Below are 21,012 nucleotides of genomic sequence, written 5' to 3' on the forward strand. Positions count from 1 at the left end.
GTGCTCAGGCCACGGCCAGCGCCAGCGAACGCTCCGGCTGCAGCTCCAGGTGACGGGCGAAACAGCCGCGCAGCCAGCGCTCGCGCGGGTCGGCATGGCTCGTGCCGCGCCAGGCCATGGACAGGTCCGGGCTCGACAGCGGCAGCGGTGCGTATTCGGCGCGTAGGCCTTCCACCCGCGCCATCGCCTGCGCCACATAGTCGGGCACGATGGCGAGCATGTCGCTGCCGGCCAGCAGTGCCGGCAAGGCGCTGAACTGCGGCACCGCCAGCACTACCCGGCGCTGCCGGTCATGACGGGCCAGCGCGCGGTCGACATCGTCGGTCACCTTGCCCAGCGCGGATACCGCCACATGGGGCCGTCGGCAGAACTCATCGAGGCTCACTGGCCCCGCCGCCGAGTCCGCGCGCAGCAGCATCGGCTGCACCGGGCGCAGGCTGCGGCAATGGGCGCTGGCCGGCAGCTCCTGCGCCTGACCGATGCCCAGGGAGATGTCCCCTGCGACGAGCAGTTGCGGCAGTTGCCAGGCATCGACCCGGCGCACCACCAGGGTGATGTTCGGCGCCTCGGCGCGCAGTTGCTGCATCAGCCGGGGCAATAATGCGTACTCGACTTCGTCGCAGAGCCCGACGTGGAAAGTCTCTTCGCTGGTGCGTGGGTCGAACTCCCGCGCGCAGCTCAAGGCCAGGGCAATGCCTTCCAGGGCCGGCCCCAGGCGCACGTGAATTTCCTCGGCCCGCGCGGTGGGCTCCATCGCTCTCCCGCTACGGATGAACAGCGGGTCGTCGAACATAGTCCGCAACCGGTTCAGCGCACTGCTGACGGTGGTCTGGCAGAGGAACAGGCGTTCGCCCGCCCGGGTCACGTTGCGCTCGCGCATCATGGTTTCGAAGACAACCAGCAAGTTGATGTCAGCATGTCGCAGGTCATTTCTGTTCATGGTTTCGCCCGCCTGGTGAAGTTGCATCCGAACAGCCTTTCGCTGGGCCCGCTCACTTCTCCAGGCTTGCGATGTGATTGCAGATTATTCAGGCGTAACCTTCGAGTCAGTTGTACATGGGTGCACTATCGCCACCCATTGGTTATGCGGACTAATACCTGGGTATTGCTCCGGAAAACTTGCCGACATAAATATCATCGAGACTAGACTGCAAGCCGAAATATCCATACCGAGGTGTTGCCCGACTATACCTAGGTATACTTCTCCGACTTGTTCGACGGCGTATCTTGCAAGTACGGCAGGCGCCGCCAGGAGCGCCCCAGAGGATGCAAAATACGCAAATGCGCAATAAGGCTGTCATTGCAGTAGTCGACGACGACGAATCCCTGCGCACCGCGCTGGAAGGCTTGCTGCGCGCTACCGGCTACCTGGCGCTCACCTATGGCGGTGCCCACGAGTTTCTCGACTCCGACGGCCCGGAACTGGCCGGCTGCCTGATCTCCGATATCCAGATGCCAGGCATGTGCGGCGTCGAACTCTACCAAGCGTTGCGCAGCCGTGGCCTGGAACTCCCAGTGATCTTCATGACCGCCTACCCCGGAGAAAAGCCGCGCATCAGCACCGAAACGCCCGGCGTCATCGCTTGCCTGCCCAAACCGTTCGAAGCCGACCAGTTGCTGGACTGCATCGAGACCGCCCTGCTGCCCAAACCCTGAGTTTCAGAATTCCCCGCCAAGTTACTGCGCCCACGCATTCCCGCGCGAAAGAGCACTGCACGCGGCCTCACTCGATACCTTCGTATAGTTCCCTTCCACACATGCGTAATTCCCGCACACCGATGTAGAAGTGCATCCGGAAGTTCTCCTCCCTAGCATGGATTTACAGCGGACGACTGCAGACAGAACAACGCGAACCACAGTTTGCTAAACCCCGTCAGCGTCACGCCGAACTTGAAGCAGTTACTTCAAGGCAAATCATCCATTCGAGTCAGGAGCACATGATGAAACAGCAACTTCTGGTTATTGGCGCGGGCTTCGGTGGACTGTGGAGCGCACTGAGCGCCGCCCGCCTGCTGGACATGCACAGCCGCAACGATGTGGAAATCACCCTGCTGGCGCCGCAGGCCGAGCTGCGCATCCGCCCGCGCTTCTACGAACCCGACGTACATAGCATGTTCGCTCCACTGACCGAACTGTTCGAAGCCGTGGGCGTGCGCTTCGTAAAGGGTACAGCCGAGAGCATCGACGAGCAGTCCCGCAAGGTCGGCTACCGCGACGAAACTGGCCGCGCCGGCGAGCTGAGCTACGACCGCCTGGTACTAGCCAGCGGCAGCCAGCTGTCCCGCCCGCCGGTGCCAGGCCTGAAGGAATATGCCTTCGACGTTGACCAGATCGAATCGGCGGCGCACCTGGAAAGCCACCTGATGTCACTGCGCAATCAGCCGGCCAGCCGCGCACGCAACACCGTGGTGATCGCTGGCGGCGGTTTCACCGGCATCGAGACCGCCACCGAAATGCCGGCGCGCTTGCGTGCTGTGCTGGGTGAAGACCAGGACGTACGTGTGATCATCGTCGATCGTGGAGAGCGCATCGGTGCGGTGATGGGCGACGGCATCCGCCCGTCGATCATCGAGGCCTCCGACAGCCTGGGGATCGAATGGATCACCGGCGCCACGGTCTCCGCCGTGGACGCCAACGGCGTCACCCTCGCCGACGGCCGCCACATCGAGAGCCACACGGTGATCTGGACCGTGGGCTTCCGCGCCAGCGCGCTGACCGAGCAGCTGACTGCCCAGCGCGACGGCCAGGGCCGCCTGCACGTGGACGGCAACCTCAAGGTGCGCGGACTGCAGAACGTCTTCGCCGCCGGTGACGTCGCCTACGCCGCCACCGATGACATCGGCAACTTCGCCGCGATGTCCTGCCAGCACGCCATCAGCCTCGGACGTCACGCCGGCAACAACGCCGCCGCCGACCTGCTGGGCGTCGCTCCAACCCAGTACCGCCAGCCCAAGTACGTCACCTGCCTGGACCTGGGCGCCTGGGGCGCCGTGTACACCGAAGGCTGGGACCGCCAGCTGAAGCTGGTCAAGGCCGAGGCCAAGGAACTCAAGACGCAGATCAACACCGTGTGGATCTACCCGCCGGCCGCCGACCGCCGCTCTGCCCTGGCGGCCGCCGACCCGCTGATCCCGGTGGCCTGATCGTTGCTCTGCCCGCACTCCCTCGCCCCCGAGGGAGCGCCATTCGCCTGATGGACTCGACCTACAAGCAACAGGAGAACGACCATGACCATGCACCTGAATACCTTCGCCCAGCCCGATGCCGCCACCCCAGCCCAGGAGCTGGTGCCTTCGCGCTATGCCCTGCGCGTGGGCGAGATCGACGTGCTGGTGGTCAGCGACGGCGTGCTGCCGCTGCCGACCGAAACCATGTCGACCAACGCCACCCCGGAAGAGCGCGCAGCCTGGTTCAAGGAGATGTACCTGGGCCCGGACATGTTCGACTGGGCGCTGAACGTACTGGTGGTGCGCAGCGGCGAGCAGACCATCCTGGTCGACGCCGGCCTGGGCAACCAGTTCCCCGGCTTCCCCCGCGCCGGGCAGTTCCCCAAGCGCCTGAAGGATGCCGGCATCGAGCTGTCATCGATCACCGATATCGTAATCACCCATATGCACATGGACCACATCGGCGGGCTGCTGACCGACACCGTGAAGAACGGCCTGAGCCCTGAGGTGCGCATCCACGTCACGGCCACCGAAGTCGATTTCTGGAAGATCCCGGACTTCAGCCTGACCGAAATGCCGCAGCCTGTGCCGGACGTCCTGCGGCGCACTGCCAACGAATTCATGGCGCATTACGAAAGCCGGCTGCGCATCTTCGAGGACGAACACCAGGTGGCGCCGGGCGTGGTGGCGAAGCTCACCGGCGGCCACACTCCCGGTCATTGCATCGTCTACGTCGATTCCGCCGGCGAGCGCCTGACCTTTGCCGGCGACGCGCTGTTCCCGGTGGCCTTCGACCATCCGGAATGGCACAACGGCTTCGAGCATGATCCGGAGGAGTCGGTTCACGTGCGGGTGCGCCTGCTGCGCGAAGCGGCGGCCAGCGGCGAGCTGTTCGTCGCCACCCACCTGCCCTTCCCTTCGGTTGGCCGCGTAGCCATCGATGGTGATGCATTCCGCTGGATCGCCGGATTCTGGGATTACTGACAGCCAGCGCCAGGCAACCCCGCCCGGCTCGCACCGGGCGGTTTGATTGCGCAATCAGCCCCTGCGCGCCAGTCCGATTTCCGCAGGACTGACCCACAGCTGATGTACCATGCCGCGCCCAAACCTGCGGCGAACCCTTTGCCTGGCTGCCTATGTCCTCCAACGCGCTGTACACCGACCTGTCCTCCTACTACGACCTGATGTGCGCCGACATCGACTACCAGGCGCAGAGCCACTGTGTGCGCCGCCTGCACCAGCTGTTCGGCAACCAGGGGGAGCGGCACCTGGACCTCGCCTGCGGGACCGGGCCGCACGTGCGCCACTTCCTCGACTTCGGCTACCGCAGCGCCGGCCTGGACATCAACCAGCCAATGCTGGACATCGCCCGGCAGCGCTGCCCCGAGGCGCACTTCAGCCGGCAGGACATGGCGAGCTTCCGCGTCGACGAGCCGCAGGATCTGATCACCTGCTTCCTCTACTCGATCCACTACAACCCTGGCGTGGAGCAGCTGCAGGCGTGCCTGGCGAGCGTGCACGGTGCTCTCGCGGACGACGGGGTGTTGTGCTTCAACAGCGTGGACAAGGGCCTGATCGACAACAGCTCCTTCGTACGTCATTCGGTACAGCACGAAGGCAGCCAGTTCACCTTCGGCTCGGGCTGGTACTACAGCGGCGCGGGCGAGCAGCAGGCGTTGCGCCTGAGCATCGAGAAGACCACAGCCGGCGAGACCCAGGCCTGGCAGGACGAACACGCGATGGTCGCACTGACCTTCGCCGAGCTGCAGCGACTGCTGGAGCCGCTCTTCGAGGTGCAGATGTTCGAACACGACTACGAGCGGATCACGCCCTGGGCCGGCAGTTCCGGCAATGCCTTGTTCGTCTGCGTGAAGCGCTGAGAGAGCGCTGCGAGGTGGCGGCGCCACGCCCTTTTTATTTCTTATGGTTATTTAAATAACAAAAACAATTCCTTCAGGAGTTATAGAAAAATACCGATCATGCTGTCTCGACTTCGACGACAGCTACCGTACGACCAACGGCGCCAGCGCGTCGCGCACCCGGCAGATAGCCCAACGAGTAGCGCACATGCATGCCGATACCATTGCGACCTGGGCCCAGGTCATCGCCCGCGCTCTGCGCGCCCACGGGCACGATCCCCAGCCATTGCTGCGCACCGCCGGCATAGACCCGACGCAGTTGCACGACGCCAACCTGCGCATTCCGCTGGACCGCATGAGTGCGCTCTGGCGGGCGGTGGAGCGCACCACCGGTGATCCGGGGTTCGGTCTGGAAGTCGCCGCGCACAGCCTGCCCACGGACTTCCACGGCCTGCTCTTCGCCCTGCAGAGCAGCGCCACGGTGGGCGAAGCGCTGGAGCGTGTGGTGAGGTTTTCCCCGGTGGTCAGCACCTCAGGCCAGGTGAGCCTGGAGCGAGGCCCGGGCTTCTGCCGCCTGGTCTACCGGCGTATCGCCCGCGCCCAGGTCGAACAGATGGCCACCGAGGCGCTGCTTGCTTCGGGCCTGCACCACGCCACCTCGATCTGGGGCCTGGGCGTGGTACGTTGCGTTCACCTGGTTCGCCCGCGGCCAGCCGATTCCTCGGCCTGGGAGCGACGCTTCGGCCAGCGCCTGAGCTTCGACGCGCCAAACAATGCCGTGGAGTACGACGCGTCGCTGCTCGACGTGCCCTTGCGCAGCGGCAACCGCGAACTGGCGCAGACCCTGGACGGCAGCCTGAACAACTACCTCAAGCGCCTGTCCGGGCACGACCTGCCCGAGCAGGTGCGGCAGTCGATCATGCGCCAGTTGCCCAGCGGCGAAGTGCAGCAATCACTGGTGGCAGCGGAGCTGGGCATGAGCACGCGCAACCTGCATCGCCATCTCCTGCGCCACGCCACCAGCTTCAGCGAGCTGCTGGAAGAAACCCGCCGCGAACTCGCCTTCAGCTACCTGCGCCAGGCGCACTGCTCGGTCAACGAGGTGTGCTATCGCCTGGGCTTCAACGAGCCCAGCAGCTTCAATCGCGCCTTCCGCCGCTGGACCGGCCAGAGCCCCGGCCAATGGCGCCAGCGTGAGCTGGGCGTGGTCGAGCAGCCGGCAACCGCCCGGCCCGGTGCCGGGTTCGCCCTGGCGCTGTAGAGCGGCCCTGTCCGCGGCGGACCATGGATTGTCCGCCAAAGCCCATCGCCTTCACTTCCGCTTGCCTAGCATCGGCCCCCAGAGGGGTGACCAGCCCCCGCTCCGCCGACTTCCAGCCGTGTGTGCCACGGCCTTGCTGCAAGGACAAGCCATGCAAAGAACCCCTCTGCGCGCCCGCCGCCCCGGCCTGGCGCTGCATCCACTGACCCTGGCACTGCTGCTCGCCAGCGCCGCCGCCGTGGCGGAAGAGCCCGCCAGCGCCCCCGCCGAGGACCAGCCAATCGCTGACGCCCTGCAGACCGTCACCGTGACCGCCCGCCGCCGTGAAGAAAATGCCCAGGACGTGCCGACGCCGATCACCACGCTCAGCGGCGACACCCTCGACAAGCAACGCATCTACAAGGTCCAGGACCTGCAGCAGGCCCTGCCCAGCGTCAACGTCGCCTACATCCATGCGCGCCAGTCGAGCATCGCCGTACGCGGCATCGGCAACAACCCGGCCAGCGACGGCCTGGAGGGCTCCGCCGGTATCTACCTGGACAACGTCTACCTCGGCCGCCCGGGCATGGCGGTGTTCGACCTCATGGACATCGAGCAGCTCGACCTGCTGCGCGGCCCACAAGGCACCCTGTTCGGCAAGAACACCACGGCCGGCGTGCTGAACATCACCACGCGCAAGCCGACCTTCACCCCGGAAAGCAGCATCGAAACTTCCGGCGGCGAGAACGGCTACTTCCAGGGCAAGGGCAGCTTCTCCGGACCGCTGACCGAGACGCTCGCCGGGCGCCTGTCGCTCTACCGCACCCGCGACGACGGCTACCTGAACAACCTGGCCGATGGCCGCACCCTGCTCGGCAGCGAGCGCGAAGGCGTTCGCGGGCAACTGCTGTTCCAGCCCAACGACGACCTCAGCCTGCGCTGGATCAACGAGTACAACAGCGAGAATTCCAGCCAGGGCAGCGGCGTGATCTACGGCGCCTCCAGCCAGTTCTGGCGCCGCGCCGCGCTGGTTGGCGCCAATCCGGTGGAGGGCAAGTCCAATATCGATGGCCGGCAGAACGTCAGCGTCCACCAGAACGCCAGTTCGCTGGAAGCCAACTGGCAGCTGGGCGGCGGCTTCACCCTCACCTCCATCAGCGCCTACCGCTACTGGCACTTCAACCCGGCCAACGACTCGGACGAGCTGGACGTGCCGGTGATCAGCGACCTCGGCTACGAGATCCACGACCGCCAGTTCTCCCAGGAAATCCGCCTGGCTTCACCTACCGGCGGCGCCTTCGACTACGTGGTGGGCGCCTATGCCTTCCGCCAGAGCCTGAACAACCGCTACTTCGTCGACCTCGGCCCACTGGCCGACCTGAACCTGATCGGCGCCAACTTCAACGCGCTGAACAACGTCAGCAGCACCAGCAAGGGCTGGATCGACACCGACAGTTTCGCCCTGTTCTCCCAGGGCACCTGGCACCTGACCGACAAGCTCGATTTCACCCTCGGCCTGCGCGGCACCTACGAGGAGAAGCAGGCGCAGGTCGAACGTCACGCGCCCGAAGGCGGCGCGGCCGTCAGCGGCATTCCGGCGGCCATCCGTGCGAGCCAGGCCGGCGCCTACGACTCGGGCGACCTCAGCCTGCACAACGCCGCCCCCTCCGCACTGATCAGCCTGAGCTACAGGTTCGACGACAACCTGCTCGGCTACGCCTCGCTGTCCCACGGCGAGAAGTCCGGCGGGGTCAACCTTAGCGTCGGCAGTGCGCCCAGCGCCGGCGCCGACTCCCTGCTGGTCGGCCCGGAGCGGGCCAACGACGCCGAACTGGGGTTCAAGAGCACCCTGCTCGACCGCCGCCTGCAACTCAACGCCAACCTGTTCTGGACCGGTATCACCGGCTACCAGGCCACCACCTACTACCAGCCGGCGGGCTCGCTCACCGGCTACCAGGTGCTGGCCAATGCCGGCGACCTGCGCTCGCGCGGCGTGGAGTTCGAGGCCACGGCGTTGCCGCTGCGCGGCCTGACCCTGAACTTCAACGGCTCGTTCAACGACGTCACCTACCTGTCGTTCAAGGACGCGCCCTGCCCGGCCGAAGTCAGCAGCCAGCCCAACGCACCAACCACCTGCGACCTCTCCGGCGAACGCGTGATGGGCGCCTCCCGCTGGATCGCCAACCTCAACGGCGAATACAAGTGGCAGCTGGAAAACCGTTTCGAACCCTACGTCACCGCCAGCTATGCGTACCGCTCCGAAGCCGAGGGCACGCTGGACAACTCGAACCTGTCGAAGATTCCCGGTTACGGCCTGGCCAACTTCTCGGTGGGCCTGCGCCGCGAGGTCGGCGAGGGGCTGCTGGACGCCTCCCTGTGGGTGAAGAACGCGTTCGACAAGGAGTACTACCAGGCGGTCATCGCCTCCTCCAACGGCCTCTATGTGGGCTATCCCGGCCAGCCGCGGGTCACCGGCGTGACCCTGCGCTACGACTTCTAGGTAATACCTTAGATATCTTTGTAATGTTTCGGCTTGAAACCCCCGCTCTGCGGGGGTTTCTCGTTCCTCCTAGTGTAAAAAATGCAATGCTGGGAAAATGTAATCTCCTACCATGCAGAATTGTAAGGAATAGATCAGCGATGGAGCTGTCAGCGCGCAGAATCAAGTCGTCGAACGGAGAGCGATTCACCGTGCTTGTCGATGAGGCAGGCATGCCTCTTTTCTACCCGGCACTCTACGTCAGCGTGCAGATGCGCGGGCGCTCGTTGGCGGTGAACACCATCCAGAACGCACTCAATGCGATCAAAGCCCTGTATGCCTGGTTGAGCTACTACAGCATTGATCTCGAGCCGCGCTTTTCACGCGGTGAGCTACTGCATGCTCATGAAGTCCATTCCTTACGCGATTTCATGCAAAAACCATTGGCTGCCCCGAATGGCAGCAAGGTCGTTTCGATATCCCATCGCCCCAAAACAGTCGGGACCAGTAACCAATACGCGCGCATGTCCGTGATTGCCGATTACCTCGGCTTTCTCGCGGTTCAGTTACAGGCACCATCTACGCAGGGCAGTGAAAATATCAAGCGCATGGTTTTACAGATCAAATCCAACCGTCCGAAGCTATCGACCAAGTCCAATGTTGACAGGGACGAAAAGCACCTGGATGACGCGGTGCTGGATGCGCTTGAAGCAGCTTTAAAGCCTGGTTCGGAGAGGAATCCCGTTCATGAATATGCTGCCCAGGTTCGCAACGCTTTGATGTTCTCCATTCTGCGCGCAACAGGACTGCGGCGTGGGGAATTACTGAACTTGAGAGTCGAGGATATCGACTTTGCAAAAAATACACTGAAAGTAGTCAGGCGTGCGGATTCACAGGGAGATACAAGAGTCTATCAGCCTGTGGTCAAAACGCGAGAGCGTACGTTCCCGCTGATGCCCGAACTTGTAGTTCAAATTCATCGCTATGTACTCGCTCATCGCAATAAGGTGCCGGGTGCCAAGAGGCACGGTTATCTCTTTGTAACCCATAAGGCGGGTACGTCGCAGGGGAGGCCGTTATCGAATTCCGGGTTTGGCAAATTCATGGGCGAATTAAGATATATCATCGATAGCCACAACGACATTCATGCCCATTCACTGCGCCATCACTGGAACTATTCATTCTCGAAACTTTGTGAGGCACAGAGCATGACGCCCGAGCGCGAGGAAAAGGTCCGTTCATACCTGATGGGGTGGAGTGAAACTTCGGGCACCGCCGCAACCTACAATCGTAGGCACATTAAAGAACAAGCCCGCAAAGCTGTGCTTGAACTGCAAAACAAGAAATTGCGGAAAGGACAGAAGGAAAGCAACGCATGAACATGCCTGCAGTAGAAGCATCGGCCGCCCAAGAGTTCTACTCTCGCGAAGGTTATCGGGTCAATCTGAGTGATGAACGCTGGAAGCTGAGCAAGGATGTGGATATTCCAATTTCCTCGCTAACCGACAAGCTGAGCATCGACAAGTACCTAGCGTTTCGGAATGTATTTGCCTTTTACGCAAAATCTAGCTCTCCTTCACACCTTCAGAATTTGTTTTATCGCTGCAAGGACTACCTCGAATCAACCGTCGAGCAGTCTCCGTTCAGTGTTGAATCCTTGATTTCCTATCGCTCTACGTTGGATACAAAGACCGAATGGTATTTGGGAACGCTGCGTGGCTTCGTCAGGCAATGGGTTGCTCTTGGGTATACCGGTATTCCCAGCGAAGCCCTTGTGCTGCTGGATAAATGGACGCTCAAAGGCAATGAGAAGGGGTATGCCGTTCAGTCCATGTGCCCGGACAGGGGGCCATTGACCGATATCGAAATGGAAGGCGTTATTGCAACGATCATCACGGCATACAGCGAGAATCGCCTGGAGCTAACCGACGCGTGTTACGCAATGACTCTGATCATGACCGGGCGACGTCCGGCCCAAATTACCGGATTGAAGCTGATTGACCTGATCGAACAGCCGAACAGGTACTTCATTAATTTCCCGCGTGCCAAACAGCGTAACCAGCCTTGGCGTAGCACATTCAAAAAGCTAGAAATTGCAGAAGACTTATGGCTGCTTCTGCAGCAGCAGGTACTGACAGTTAAGCAAACATTTGCCCACCGCATGGGGACTGAAATACCAGAAGAGTTGGCACCCGATTTGCCGTTGTTTCCGGCCTGGAAAGCGTTCGACGTCCAGTCCGAACTGAAAGAACAGCTCATTGGTGATCGTTTACATGTCCCCAATGATTCGGTACGTCGTGCGATGGCGCGGGTTGAGAAAGCGGTTAATGTGATTAGCGAGCGTACTGGACAGCCGGTTCATCTAAATCCAAACCGCTTTCGCTATACCTTAGGAACCAATCTTGCTCGCGAGGGTAAAGGTGTATATATCATTGCCGAGGCGCTAGATCACTCAGACACACAAAATGTCGGCGTCTATGTACGAAATATCCCGGAAATTGTTGAGCGCATTGATAAAGCGGTAGCCTTGCAACTGGCCCCATTGGCTCAGGCGTTCCGGGGAATTCTGGTTAAAGCTGAAAGTGAAGCTTCGCGCGGCTCCGACCCCTCCAGCCGTATTTCGAATGAGACAGAAAACCTTGGCACCTGTGGCAGTTATGGATTCTGCAATGCCCTGGCACCCATGGCTTGTTATTCCTGCAAGTATTTCCAGCCCTGGTTAGATGGCCCTCATGAGGCCGTCCTAGATCGATTGATTCTGGAACGTGACAGCATACTGGAGCAGACACAGGACAGAAAAATCGCCGCGATCAACGACCGCCTGATTTTAGCGGTCAGTGATGTGATTAACCGTTGCAATTCGATGAAATGCGGGATGAGTCGTGACTGAAGTTCTCTTGTTTACTCGGAAGCACGACCGTAACTGCAAAATAAACCTAGACGAGTTCATTGCGGTGTGTCGTGATCGGCTCACGGTATTTGGTGCCGATCTAGACTGGGATAGCAATAAGTGGCCTGGCGTTTGTAATTTCACAAAACTCGGCACGCGAGGTCGAGCATTCACTGATGATCAGCTATTATCCGCTGACATTATTCAGTTCGCAAAAGCCTTTGTGCGCTATCAGCAAGGGCATCGACCAACAGAAAACAAGCACAAGGAATTGTCGGCTGTTCGCTGCATTGAAAAGGCGCTCCTTCAGACCAAGGGCAAAGCGGATATCACGCAGACAGATCATCATGTCATGGATGCGGCAGCGGAGATTGCGCGGGAGGCATACACATCAAGCGCCTATTTGACTGGAATTGAGTTGACCAAATTAGTCAAGTTTCTTGGGGAAAGCGGCATCATACCTCACGAACTGAGCTGGCAATGCCCAATAGCCTCCCGAAACGCGACGCGCAATTCCAACACCAAATCTCTAAAGCTACGCGCGACTAAGCTACCAGACGGGGCTTGCTTGGAGTTCATGGCGGAAATGTTTGCCAATGACCTGCAAGTTCCTAAAGATCGATTTATTACTTCTACTTTTGCCTTGTTGATGTGCGCCCCATCGCGCATATCAGAAGTTCTAGACCTCCCGGTGAACTGCCTGCACACAGAGCGCGATAGCAAAGGTAAAGAATGCCTGGGGCTGAGATTTTATGCTGGCAAGGGTTACGGCTCTGACATCAAGTATATACCTTCTGATTTCAACGATATTGCACGTGAGGCCGTGCGTCGTCTTTCCGAGCTGTCGGCCGAAGGTCGCAAGCTTGCAAAATGGTACGAAGAAAATCCTGATAAGTTTTATCGGCATGCCGAGTGCCCGGAGGTCGGTGAGAATGATTCGCTCACGGAAAAACAGGCATGTGCCGCGCTCGGCCTGAAATCCAAAATCTACAAACAAGCCCTTCAGGAATATTTTGAAGATTATCTGCCCTATCAAACACTACGCGCCAACAATGAACCATTAACCTTGGCGTTCCTGAACACATATTGTCATAGTCGGCTGCCTAAAGGATGGCCCTGGAAGAACAAAAAGCGCCACCTAAAATATTCGAATGCACTCTATTGCTTTCGTTCTCTTGAGTTTCGCGAGGGCTTAAATACAAGTCCAATTTCGCCTTGGACTCCGTCGACTGGTGTAGTGGGACTTTACCTCAGGGGAACAAAGAAGTCCCGAAGCATCTGGGAGCGCCATGGCTACACGTATCCGGACAAGTCTGCCATTCGCATGAACTCACACCAGATTCGCCACTTCTTGAATACAGCGGCACAGCGTGGAAATCTCGGACAACTCGATATTGCTAGGTGGTCTGGCCGAGCTAACATTCACCAGAATCCAACGTACAATCACATGACTGACGACGAGTACGTTGAACTTTCCCGACAAGCAGGGATAGGTAATCTACTTGAAAAAATCAAGATCAATGCTCCAGTCAGTCTTTCTGACTTAGAGGCATTGGGCGATGGCATTGCTCATGTAACTGTGTACGGCTTTTGTGTGCATGATTTCTCCATGCTGCCCTGTCAGAAGCATCGAGACTGCTTAAACTGTACCGAGCATGTCTGCATCAAGGGGGATGATGGAAAACTGGAGCGCCTAAAATCGCAGCGTGATGGAATTCGTTTACAGCTCAGAAAGGCCCAGGAAGCCTGCGAAGATGGCGTCTATGGTGCAAACCGCTGGAGTCTACATCAGCATAAGACACTGGAGAGAGTCGAACAGCTTATCGCGATTTTGGAGTCATCAGACATTGCTGATGGCTCGGTAATTCGTTTGGGTGTCGATCAGGAGTTCAGCCCTCTGAGGCGCGAGATTGCCGCTCGGTCAGCTACTCCAAAACTCGCGGACGTCTCAACCACACCGGACCTTGATGAACTTCGGTCGCTCTTGGGGATGTAGCATTGGCTAAACATTTGACCAGCAAAGACGTCGTGACTCTAATCAACCTAATCGATTCTTGGGAAGGGAAGCTGACATGGGAAATACTGTGTGATGCAGCGCTACCTATGATTGGAACGCGACCTACTCGGCAGACACTCAACTCGCATGCCCGAATAAAAACCGCGTTCGGACACAAGAAAGGCCAGCAGAAGGATGGTTTCGTTCCGTCAAAAAGGCCTCCAAGCTTACGCATTGCAGAACAACGTATCAGGCGCTTGGAAAGCGAAATTGACCGCCTAAAATCCGAAAACTCTGAGCTTTTGGTGCGCTTTATAAAATGGCAATACAACGCGTATAAGCATGGCATTTCAAAAGAAAAGCTGGACGCTGACCTGCCCAGGATTGACCGAGACTCGTCATAAGCATAACCAAGATATAAATAGTGACACCCACTGAAGTCGAATTTGGGCTACTCACTGCGCGAAGAAATTGTCAGTGTATTACGCTGAGATCGAGTTGCAGCCATACAAGAAAGTCTTCTGCATCCGGCTGCTGGAAAAACATCCCTTATAGATGGGCACAAGGGGCGATAGGACGCCCCTTATGGCCTGGCGGCTTGCCTCTGGATATCGACGGCCTTCGTCCTGTTGGCGGCGGTCATTTCCATCGCATTACCCAGGCACACCGAAGCGGCTACAACCTTGCAGCGGTGAGGGCAAACTCACGTGAGCCCCGCCCTGATCCAGCCAAGGGCGGTCTGAGCTGCAGCATGCAGAGGCGTGCCGTTTGGGGTGAGGATGTCCGCTATGGGTCGGTCGCTGCCCCTCACCAGCGGCGGAGATCGGTCAGAAACAGTCGCTGGCTAAGCGACCATCGTCAGGTAGCGTGCATCAATCCTCGTCAGATCGCTGTGTAATTGTGCAACCCAATGCGCTACAGCGCTCCCGCAGAAAAGCCTGCAGTACCCTGACCCGTTCGCTGAGTTGGGCCCGGTGCGGGCACAGCAGGTAAACCGGAACGGATTCTCCCTGCCAGCCTTCGAACAGTGGTGTCAGGCGCTTGGCCTGGATGTCGGCTGCGACATCCAGCCAAGCCTTGTAAACAATGCCGTTGCCAGACAGCGCCCATCGCCGCGCCACTTCGCCGTCATCGCAGCGATAGTCGCCATCCACCCTTACCTCCAGAGTCTCGGCGTCTCGAGTGAAACGCCACAGATTGTAAGGACGGCCGTGACGTTGATAGACCACTGCCCGATGGCTCACCAGATCCTGAGGCGATTGTGGCACCCCATGGCGCGCCAGATACTCCGGACTGGCGCAGGCGACACGGTGATGCGTCTCCAGGACTGGCAGCGCCACCAGGCTGGAATCCTCCGGCACGCCAAAGCGCAACGCCACGTCCACAGGCTCGCGGAACGGATCATTCGGCTGATCGTTCAACAGCAAGTGCAGTTGCAATCGAGGATTGGCTACCCGTAGCTCGTCCAACCAACCCAGCAGCACGCTGCGTCCGAAATCGGAGGGCGCGGCCAGTTGCAGCACTCCTGCCAGGCCGTGCGAGCCAGACCTGAGCGCTCGCTCCCCCTCCTCCAGTGCCCCGAGCGCAAGACGGGCAGCCTCCAGATAGCGCTCCCCTTCAGAAGTCAGACGCTGCTGCCGTGTCGACCTGGCGAACAACCGCGCCCCCAGGCGCGACTCCAGGCGCTTGAGCGACATGCTGGCGGCAGCCGGGCTGATGTCCAGCAGGCGGGCCGCCGCCGACAGGCTTCCCGCCTCTGCCGTACGGACGAATACCTCAAGGTCGAATAGGGAGCTCATTTATAAGTTTTCTTTAAAAGTGATTCTGGATTAAGCCTGTTTTTCTCTTTTTTTCAAACATCGATGATAGCTACACCGATTCACATTCCATCGAGGACTCGATCGTGTCCCTTGATCTCCAGTTCGACCACATCGCCTTCAACACCCCCAGCGGCGTATTGCAAGCCTCGCTGGAGACACTCCTCGGCGTCGCGCCGGGGCCGCGCCCGCCGTTCCCGTTTCCTGGTGAATGGCTGTATCAGGACGACCAGGCACTGGTGCATCTGATCCAACGCGACGACCTCCACGACGCGCAGCTCAGCCACCTGGCGCTGCGTACCAACCATCCGGCGAGCGCCGTGCTCGAACGCGTGCGAGCCAGCGGACTGCATTACCGGGTCGCTGTCGTGCCGCAGGAGATGACCTGTCAGATCTTCGTGACGCTACCCGGAGGACTGGTACTGGAGCTGGATACGCCCATGCCAGGTCGCGAAGTTGAAATCACCCACGATTACCAACAAAACCAGCAGGCGCCCGCCTGAGCCCATGGAGCCCTGAACATGCAAAGTCATTCCGCTCTCTTCACCGCCTTTCAACTTGGCCGGCTCACGCTGCCCAACCGCATCGTCATGGCGCCCATGACCCGCTCGCGCAGCGACCAGCCCGGGGACATCCCCAACGGGCTGATGGCAACCTATTACGCCCAGCGAGCGAGTGCGGGCCTGATCGTCAGCGAGGCGACGCAAATCAGCCCACAGGGCAAGGGCTACAGCTTCACGCCAGGTATCTACAGTGCCGAGCAGATCAGCGGCTGGCGGCTGGTAACCGAGGCGGTGCATGCGCGTGGAGGTCGCATGTTCCAGCAGTTGTGGCACGTCGGCCGCATGTCCCATTCGAGCTTCCAGGCCGATGGCTATCCGGTTGCACCCTCGGCCCTGCGTGCCGACGCCCAGGTCTGGGTGGTGGGTGATGACGGCGTAGGCCGGATGGTCGATGTGAGTGAGCCACGCGCCCTTAGTGGGCAGGACATCCAGGCCGTCATCGAGGACTATCGCAAGGCCGCCCGCAATGCGCGGGAGGCCGGCTTCGATGGTGTCGAGATTCACGCCGGCAACGGTTATCTGATCGACCAGTTCCTGCGCACCACCTCCAATCGACGCGAAGATGACTATGGTGGCTCCCGCGAGAACCGCATCCGCTTCCTCCTGGAGATCGTGGCCGCCGTGGCCGACGAGATCGGTGCAGAGCGCACCGGCGTACGCCTCGCGCCCTACATCACTGCGCGAGGTATGGATTGCCCGGACGTGATCCCCACCATTCTGCTGGCAAGCGAGCGCCTAGGAGGCCTGGGAATCGCCTATATCCACTTGGCCGAAGCCGACTGGGACGATGCGCCACAGATTCCGGAACAGTTTCGCCACGATCTGCGTCGGGTATTCGGCGGCGCGATCATCGTCGCCGGTCGATACGACCAGGCCAGTGCCGAGGCCCTACTGCAGGCAGGACTGGTCGACCTGATCGCCTTTGGCCGCCCCTTCGTCGCCAACCCTGACCTTCCTGCTCGCTTGCTGAACCATTGGCCGCTGGCTTCATTCGATCCCACGAAGTTGTTCGGTGGCAACGAGAAAGGCTACAGCGACTACGCGACCTACGCCGAAGAGCTCGCTATCGACGACGGGACATCTCGACCTTCGGCCGTCCAGGAAAGCTTGCCCACCCAGGCCGAGTCATAGTCGGCACGGGCCAGGGGCGGCGCCGAGGAAGGCGTCCCCTGCCCACTGAATCCAGACGCCGCCGAACGCGGCGTCATAGATTTGCCAGGGAAGCCCATGGCTTCGCGCCGATCCAGCGGGTGCCGCCTAATGCCGCACACGACGAGCACTGCAGACCACGATGCCCGCTTCGGCTCGGTAGCTGCCTCTTACCAGCGTCAGCAGCCGGCCAATAGCTGCCTGTTGGAAACGGCTGAAATTGTTCCATAGAGAGGCTGGAAGCAAAAAAAGCTAATCTACAGCAGTGGCCGACAGAAACAGTAATAGCTTAAATTTTGGCTTTCCAATTCCAATACTTATCTGCTGGCTACTTCGGCACAAAAGTAATCGGCAGATTGCGGATTTAGTTATGAGGTTATTGTTATTCCCTTAAAACTCTAAAGACAGTTGAGAGTTGACACCGCTATCTTTTGCACCATCACCAATTTGACCGCTGTAAGACGCGCCAAGCCTCACTCCAGCGGAAATAGCCAACTCCACGCCTGCATCAAGCACGGCAGAGTTTTGTGCGACCGGAAGCCCATCAACACCGAATGCTGACCCTCCGGAAATAAAGCGCACGTCATCACTTGGGTCGCGATCACCGAAAGCATGCCGCCAACCGAGCATGCTCTTGGCGCTCAATTGCATGTCATTGACTATGGCAAGTGTGCCGGAAGCTCTCAGGCCGAGGGTACTAAAGGTCACATTATCGCTGCTGTGGTCAACCTTGAGCGCCGCAGCCCCACCTTTTTCAGTAAATCCGTCCGAATCTAGATTTACCCATGCCAATCCAAGGAAAGGCTCCATCAATAAACTACCCAAGTCGGATTGACGGCCTAATTCGCCAAAAATCTGCCCGGTATCGGCAGAGTAATCGGACTTCAAGGTGTCGTTAAGTCCGGTGAAACTGACGTCGCGCTCGGCGTCGATGTTGCTCCAAGTATAAGCAGCTCCCATGCGGGTTCGCCATGCACCGAAATGAGCGCCACTGTATGCAGCCAGCGTATAATTATCGCTATCCAAAGTGGAGTGTCGATCATCGATATCTATTCGAGAGCGAGAGTAGCCGACAGAGAGTCCAGCTATGACATTCTCATTGACTGGCCTATCAGCCCCGAAAAACATACCACCGATATTTCGCTTAAGTTCGGCGGCGCCATGGGCTTCGTCGCGGTCTGCCCAAGAACCAAATCCCTTTAGCCAGAAGGATCCATCGATCCAGTTTGCCACATACAGTTCATTGCCTAGATACTCCGTTGCTACAGGGGTCGTGAGCCGGTCATTGATTGCGTCACGTATAAATCGACTGTCCTCTATGAAGGTTGAGCGAGCGGATGCGTATGTCTGTCCGGAAAGCTGGTCGAGGGCGCTGGAAATATCTGCAACGGTCGGCTGAACAAGAACGGCACCCCGTAATGTGTCTACAATCGGCAAAGACTGAACCGCAGCAGCCGTTTGGACTTGAGTCGAGCTTGGATTGCTCGGCTGGATCACGCTGGGAATAGTGGCTTGATTCGGCGTGACGTTGAAGTAGACGTTATTGATATCATAGGATAGAGACAGATCGACCAATGGCAAGTGTTGCACTGGGTTGCCGAATGTTCCACTGACCCCTTCAGTAGCCGTAAGGATGGTGTAAGTAGATCCTGCCGTGAATACAGGATTGGTATTGGCAATGTTCACTCCGCCGCCATTAAGGATCGCCGCACCATCAACGCGGATAAGATCACTTACACCTGACGCGCCAATCTCGACTTGATAGATACTGGTATCGGCCAGCGTTAGAGCTCCACTCACTGCAAGAGTACCGATTTGCCCGGAGCTTTTCCCGGGCGCAATAGTGCCATCGACAAAGGTTACGGGCAGAGTTCCGATACCACCAACCAAACCACCTTGGGCAACATTCAAAGCCCCCGAGTCTACAATGCTGCCATTTACCAGAAGACTCCCTCCGTTGACAAAGGTCGCACCGACGTAGGAGTTGGCAGCATTGAGAATCAGCGTCCCTGGCCCTGCTTGAGTGATCCCGCCTGGCCCCGAGGCTAGCTGGTCGAGGGTGAGGCTAGTTCCGGCAATCTGGGTGAAAATACCGTCTTGATCAGTGAGTACTACAGAATTCGCCAGCGCAATTGACTCCCTGGTATTCAATGTGCCACCTGATAAAGTGAGCACTACCCCGGTCGAGGGTAGCGCGCCGTTCACGATAGACAGTGTCGAACCAGTAAATATATTTACTGTACCGCTGAATGTATTATTTCCGCTCAGAATCAAGCCAGTATTTCCGCCAACAGCAATATTCACTCCGGCACCTTGAATATTGTTGGCAATAGAGATAGTTCCGCTTGAGGAAGATGCTATCAATATCCCACGTGGAACCGCGCCAACTGCATCAAAATTTACGTCTGACCCTGTGAATACAAAGTCTTTGGAGGAGAAAAACTGCCAGGTGGTAGGGGCGATTCGTGAGCTTACATCGACGCTACTGCTACCTGCGTTCGTGAAAATGGCGATATCGCCTGGACTGCTAGGCGTTATGTTGGAGGTGCTTTTCGACCAGTTGCTTTGCGAAGAATAATCTGACGTTTGTGTGGTAGCGCCAGAGCCTCCCCACGTTAATGTCTGTGAGTGTGCAGCTTGCATGTAGGCAACGGTTACGCCAATTGCCAGTGCGTTGACGAGAGGTTTTGAACCATTCCTCGTAGTACTGCAAGATTTTATCTTCATATTCAGAATGCCCTTCTCTATCCTTTGAGAGCTGCTAGCAATATCCGCGATCTTCAGATTGCGCCAACTGAAACCACTTGACAAACGGCGCGCCCCATCCGAACGAAAACTTCGATTAGCTTAGCTTGAAGTGTATGAATCACAAGAAATTCCAGATGCACCTTGGCACCTGACTCACCATCACGCACTCGGTTGGCGGTTGCTTTTTGCCAGTACTCGTCCAGCCTCTTTGACCTCATCAAGAGTAGTGCTGCAGGAGCTCTTACGATCCCATACCTGGGTTCAAGGCGAGGAGGTGGCCGCTCATAAGCGACTCAACTGGACAATGGATATCCAAGCCTGCTCTTGCGCTCTATAGGGGCCATGGTAACTCGGGACGAATGAGCAGACCAACGGGCAGTACTTCCCGGAAGGAACGGGACTTTCGATCTAAGCACACGACAAGATAGATGGGGTTGTTAGGTAGTGAACGAGCGCCACAAAGTCGCCTTAGACTAATCGATACCTGCCGACAGCCTTGACGACGCTATTGCATCGAACGATTGAGTCCGCAGCCGATAGCAGACGATGGCTCATCTTATCAAGACAAACCATCGTCAGGCGGATAACTGCGTCAAGCCCGGTTTCGAGGCTTTTCTGGCTTGAGTGAGTGATCACGCCAACTGTTCATGTTCAGTAGGAACAAAGCCACTTTCAATGACACTTTGGGTGGGTGTGAATGTTGTCCGCTGCTAACACCTTTCCATCTGCCATTGTAAGCTGGACGCAAAGACGACTATTTGCGTTGTAATAGATACCGTACTGCGTATTTCCACTCTCCATCGAGTCGACGCTTTTAAACCCACGCTCAGTCATACTGTCAAGAGCGCCAATCGAATCCTTTCCAACCAAGTCTTTGTAATTAGGCGCTTGCGTGGATGCCGCGCCAGCAGGCTTTCCAAATCCCGCTTTCGCGTTCTCGGCCTTGCTCTTATTAATGTCACAACCCTGCATCTCGGTAACTTGAGTACATCCTGATCGCTCTAATTTTCCGCGATACTTATCATCGATGGCATGTGCGTTCGTGCTTAGCAGCACCGTTGAAATAGCAATTAGAACAATATTCTTATACATTTCTTGACTCCT

At 58.5% G+C, this 21,012-nt stretch carries 16 protein-coding genes; 12 read left to right on the forward strand and 4 right to left on the reverse strand.

All coding sequences use genetic code 11. From position 1 onward, the window contains the following. Window positions 1-4 precede the first annotated feature (4 nt). Window positions 5-940 (reverse strand): LysR family transcriptional regulator, encoded by a 936-nt coding sequence (locus tag ACNFH5_RS22245; RefSeq protein ID WP_416749729.1) that lies wholly within the window; start codon window positions 938-940, stop codon window positions 5-7. A gap of 326 nt (window positions 941-1,266) precedes the next feature. Here ACNFH5_RS22245 and ACNFH5_RS22250 point away from each other — a divergent pair, with 326 nt between their 5' ends. The 10 genes from ACNFH5_RS22250 to ACNFH5_RS22295 all read left to right on the forward strand — a co-directional run bounded on the left by ACNFH5_RS22250 (window position 1,267) and on the right by ACNFH5_RS22295 (window position 14,035). After that, window positions 1,267-1,656 carry a response regulator transcription factor gene (locus ACNFH5_RS22250; protein ID WP_416749731.1) on the forward strand — a complete coding sequence of 130 codons (390 nt, stop codon included), beginning with the start codon at window positions 1,267-1,269 and terminating at the stop codon, window positions 1,654-1,656. A gap of 284 nt (window positions 1,657-1,940) precedes the next feature. Further along, window positions 1,941-3,143: an NAD(P)/FAD-dependent oxidoreductase gene (locus tag ACNFH5_RS22255; protein WP_416749733.1), complete on the forward strand. Its 1,203-nt coding sequence runs from the start codon at window positions 1,941-1,943 to the stop codon at window positions 3,141-3,143. 84 nt (window positions 3,144-3,227) lie between these two features. Beyond that, entirely contained in the window at window positions 3,228-4,151 is a 924-nt protein-coding gene (locus ACNFH5_RS22260) for an MBL fold metallo-hydrolase (protein WP_416749734.1), read from the forward strand. A 152-nt stretch (window positions 4,152-4,303) separates the two neighbouring features. Further along, complete coding sequence (locus ACNFH5_RS22265) at window positions 4,304-5,047, forward strand: class I SAM-dependent DNA methyltransferase (protein ID WP_416749737.1); 744 nt, start codon at window positions 4,304-4,306, stop codon at window positions 5,045-5,047. 187 nt (window positions 5,048-5,234) lie between these two features. Further along, window positions 5,235-6,287: an AraC family transcriptional regulator gene (locus ACNFH5_RS22270; RefSeq protein WP_416749739.1), complete on the forward strand. Its 1,053-nt coding sequence runs from the start codon at window positions 5,235-5,237 to the stop codon at window positions 6,285-6,287. Window positions 6,288-6,438: 151 nt separating this feature from the next. Next, window positions 6,439-8,766 (forward strand): TonB-dependent receptor, encoded by a 2,328-nt coding sequence (locus ACNFH5_RS22275; protein ID WP_416749741.1) that lies wholly within the window; start codon window positions 6,439-6,441, stop codon window positions 8,764-8,766. A gap of 140 nt (window positions 8,767-8,906) precedes the next feature. Then, window positions 8,907-10,124, forward strand: a complete 1,218-nt coding sequence (locus ACNFH5_RS22280; protein WP_416749743.1) for a tyrosine-type recombinase/integrase — start codon at window positions 8,907-8,909, stop codon at window positions 10,122-10,124. Then, a complete protein-coding gene (locus ACNFH5_RS22285; protein WP_416749745.1) occupies window positions 10,121-11,635 on the forward strand; it encodes a site-specific integrase in 1,515 nt (504 codons plus the stop codon). The genes ACNFH5_RS22280 and ACNFH5_RS22285 overlap by 4 nt, the downstream gene beginning before the upstream one ends. Beyond that, window positions 11,628-13,631: an integrase gene (locus ACNFH5_RS22290; RefSeq protein ID WP_416749747.1), complete on the forward strand. Its 2,004-nt coding sequence runs from the start codon at window positions 11,628-11,630 to the stop codon at window positions 13,629-13,631. The genes ACNFH5_RS22285 and ACNFH5_RS22290 overlap by 8 nt, the downstream gene beginning before the upstream one ends. A gap of 2 nt (window positions 13,632-13,633) precedes the next feature. Continuing rightward, window positions 13,634-14,035 (forward strand): hypothetical protein, encoded by a 402-nt coding sequence (locus tag ACNFH5_RS22295; RefSeq protein WP_416749749.1) that lies wholly within the window; start codon window positions 13,634-13,636, stop codon window positions 14,033-14,035. 468 nt (window positions 14,036-14,503) lie between these two features. On the opposite strand, the gene ACNFH5_RS22300 is transcribed toward ACNFH5_RS22295, so the two are convergent. Further along, window positions 14,504-15,430 carry a LysR family transcriptional regulator gene (locus ACNFH5_RS22300; RefSeq protein ID WP_416749751.1) on the reverse strand — a complete coding sequence of 309 codons (927 nt, stop codon included), beginning with the start codon at window positions 15,428-15,430 and terminating at the stop codon, window positions 14,504-14,506. Between the two features lie 104 nt (window positions 15,431-15,534). On the opposite strand from ACNFH5_RS22300, the gene ACNFH5_RS22305 reads away from it, so the two are divergent. Together ACNFH5_RS22305 and ACNFH5_RS22310 are read left to right on the forward strand one after the other, a co-directional pair. After that, window positions 15,535-15,951: a hypothetical protein gene (locus ACNFH5_RS22305; RefSeq protein ID WP_416749753.1), complete on the forward strand. Its 417-nt coding sequence runs from the start codon at window positions 15,535-15,537 to the stop codon at window positions 15,949-15,951. An 18-nt stretch (window positions 15,952-15,969) separates the two neighbouring features. After that, complete coding sequence (locus ACNFH5_RS22310; protein WP_416749755.1) at window positions 15,970-17,142, forward strand: alkene reductase; 1,173 nt, start codon at window positions 15,970-15,972, stop codon at window positions 17,140-17,142. A 408-nt stretch (window positions 17,143-17,550) separates the two neighbouring features. Here ACNFH5_RS22310 and ACNFH5_RS22315 read toward each other — a convergent pair whose 3' ends face one another. Further along, on the reverse strand, window positions 17,551-19,971 hold the full coding sequence (locus tag ACNFH5_RS22315; RefSeq protein WP_416749757.1) for an autotransporter outer membrane beta-barrel domain-containing protein: 2,421 nt from the start codon (window positions 19,969-19,971) through the stop codon (window positions 17,551-17,553). A gap of 609 nt (window positions 19,972-20,580) precedes the next feature. Beyond that, on the reverse strand, window positions 20,581-21,000 hold the full coding sequence (locus ACNFH5_RS22320) for a hypothetical protein (protein ID WP_416749759.1): 420 nt from the start codon (window positions 20,998-21,000) through the stop codon (window positions 20,581-20,583). Window positions 21,001-21,012: the final 12 nt, after the last annotated feature.

It is taken from the genome of Pseudomonas sp. NY15435, from assembly GCF_048068295.1.
Taxonomy (GTDB): domain Bacteria; phylum Pseudomonadota; class Gammaproteobacteria; order Pseudomonadales; family Pseudomonadaceae; genus Pseudomonas.